This window comes from Streptomyces sp. NPDC002784 (genome assembly GCF_053592135.1).
Genome location: NZ_JBSFVD010000173.1, coordinates 1 through 1,445, shown reverse-complemented (window position 1 = coordinate 1,445; position 1,445 = coordinate 1). Strand labels below are relative to the sequence as shown.

Sequence of the window (1,445 nt, the reverse complement as noted above, 5' to 3'; positions counted from 1 at the left end):
AGGGCTTGGTCAGCTTCGTTTGTGAGTGGCGTGTCTGTTGGGCTGTTGGTGTCGTTGTGATGGTGTGACACCTGGTGAGATGGCCGAGGTCCGGGAGGACCTGGAGGCGTTCACGGCGGAGTTGTTCGACGGGTTCTTCCGTGCTGACCAGCGGCGGTGGGGCCAGGTCTATGTGCGAGGGCTGCTGCTGGACGGTAAACGCAAGTCGGTGGAGCCCATGGCCGCCAGGCTGGGCGAGGACGGCAACCGGCAGGCGCTGGCTCACTTCGTGACGTCCAGCCCGTGGAATCCGGCGCACGTCCAGGCCCGCCTGGCCTGGAGGATGCAGGACGCGATCGGTCCGGAAGCGTTGATCGTCGACGACACCGGGTTCCTCAAGGACGGGGACGCCTCGGCGTGTGTGTCGCGGCAGTACACCGGCACCGCGGGCAAGGTCACCAACTGCCAGGTGGGAGTGTCACTGCACCTGGCCACCGACCGTGCCTCCGCCGCGATCGGCTGGCGGCTGTTCATGCCGTCCGGCTGGGACCCGGCCTCGCCCTGGGCGGACCCCGCCAAAGTCGCCCGCCGCGGCCGCTGCGGCATCCCCGCCCAGGCGGGACACGTGGAGAAGTGGCAGCTTGCTCTGGACATGATCGACGAAGCACGGTCGTGGGGCATCGACGTCCCCTTGGTCGTGGCGGACGCCGGATACGGCGACGCCGCCGCCTTCCGCAGCGGCCTGGAGGAACGCAACCTGCCCTACGCGGTCGGTGTTTCCGGCCGTCACAGCGCTCACCCTGCCGACGCCCGGCCCGTCCAGCCGATCTATGCGGGCACCGGCCGACGGCCGCACATGCAGTATCCCGACCCGCCGCAGACCATGAAGGACTTGGTCGTCGCGGCCGGCCGGACAGCCGCTCGGCCGGTGTCCTGGCGGGAGGGATCCCGGCCGGGCGCCAGCCGAAGCGGCTTCAAGCGTATGTACTCGCGTTTCGTCGCCCTCCGGGTCCGGCCCGCCGGACGAGGCATCCGCAAGCCGGCCGATGATCCCGAACTGCCCGAGCGCTGGCTGCTGGCCGAATGGCCTGCCACCGAGCCCGAACCGGTGCAGTTCTGGCTCTCCAGCCTGCCCTCCGGCATGCCGCTGGCGACCCTGATCCGGCTGGTCAAATTGCGCTGGCGCATCGAGCATGACTACCGCGAGATGAAACAGGCCCTCGGGCTTGCCCATTTCGAGGGCCGCACCTGGAACGGCTGGCATCACCACGTCACCCTCGTCTCCGCCGCCCACGCCTTCTGCACCCTGCAGCGGCTGGCACGAGACCCAAAAGACACGGCGCAGGCCTGAGCCTCTACCAAGTCGTCCGCGAGCTGCAGACACTCCTTGCTCTCTGGGCCGGCGCCTGCCCCACCTGCCACCGCGACATACCCACACCGCTACGAACCTGACCAAGCCCTACTAG

The 1,445-nt window shown here is 69.0% G+C and carries 1 protein-coding gene; it reads left to right on the top strand.

Annotation, left to right across the window (positions count from 1 at the left end; genetic code table 11):
• The first annotated feature begins 79 nt into the window (after positions 1–79).
• Positions 80–1,330 carry an IS701 family transposase gene (locus ACWD1Z_RS37575; RefSeq protein WP_451125420.1) on the top strand — a complete coding sequence of 417 codons (1,251 nt, stop codon included), beginning with the start codon at positions 80–82 and terminating at the stop codon, positions 1,328–1,330.
• Positions 1,331–1,445 lie beyond the last annotated feature (115 nt).

Excerpts from the sequence above, each read along its gene's own strand:
- ACWD1Z_RS37575 (WP_451125420.1), top strand. The coding sequence starts at position 80 with ATGGCCGAGGTCCGGGAGGACCTGGAGGCGTTCACGGCGGAGTTGTTC.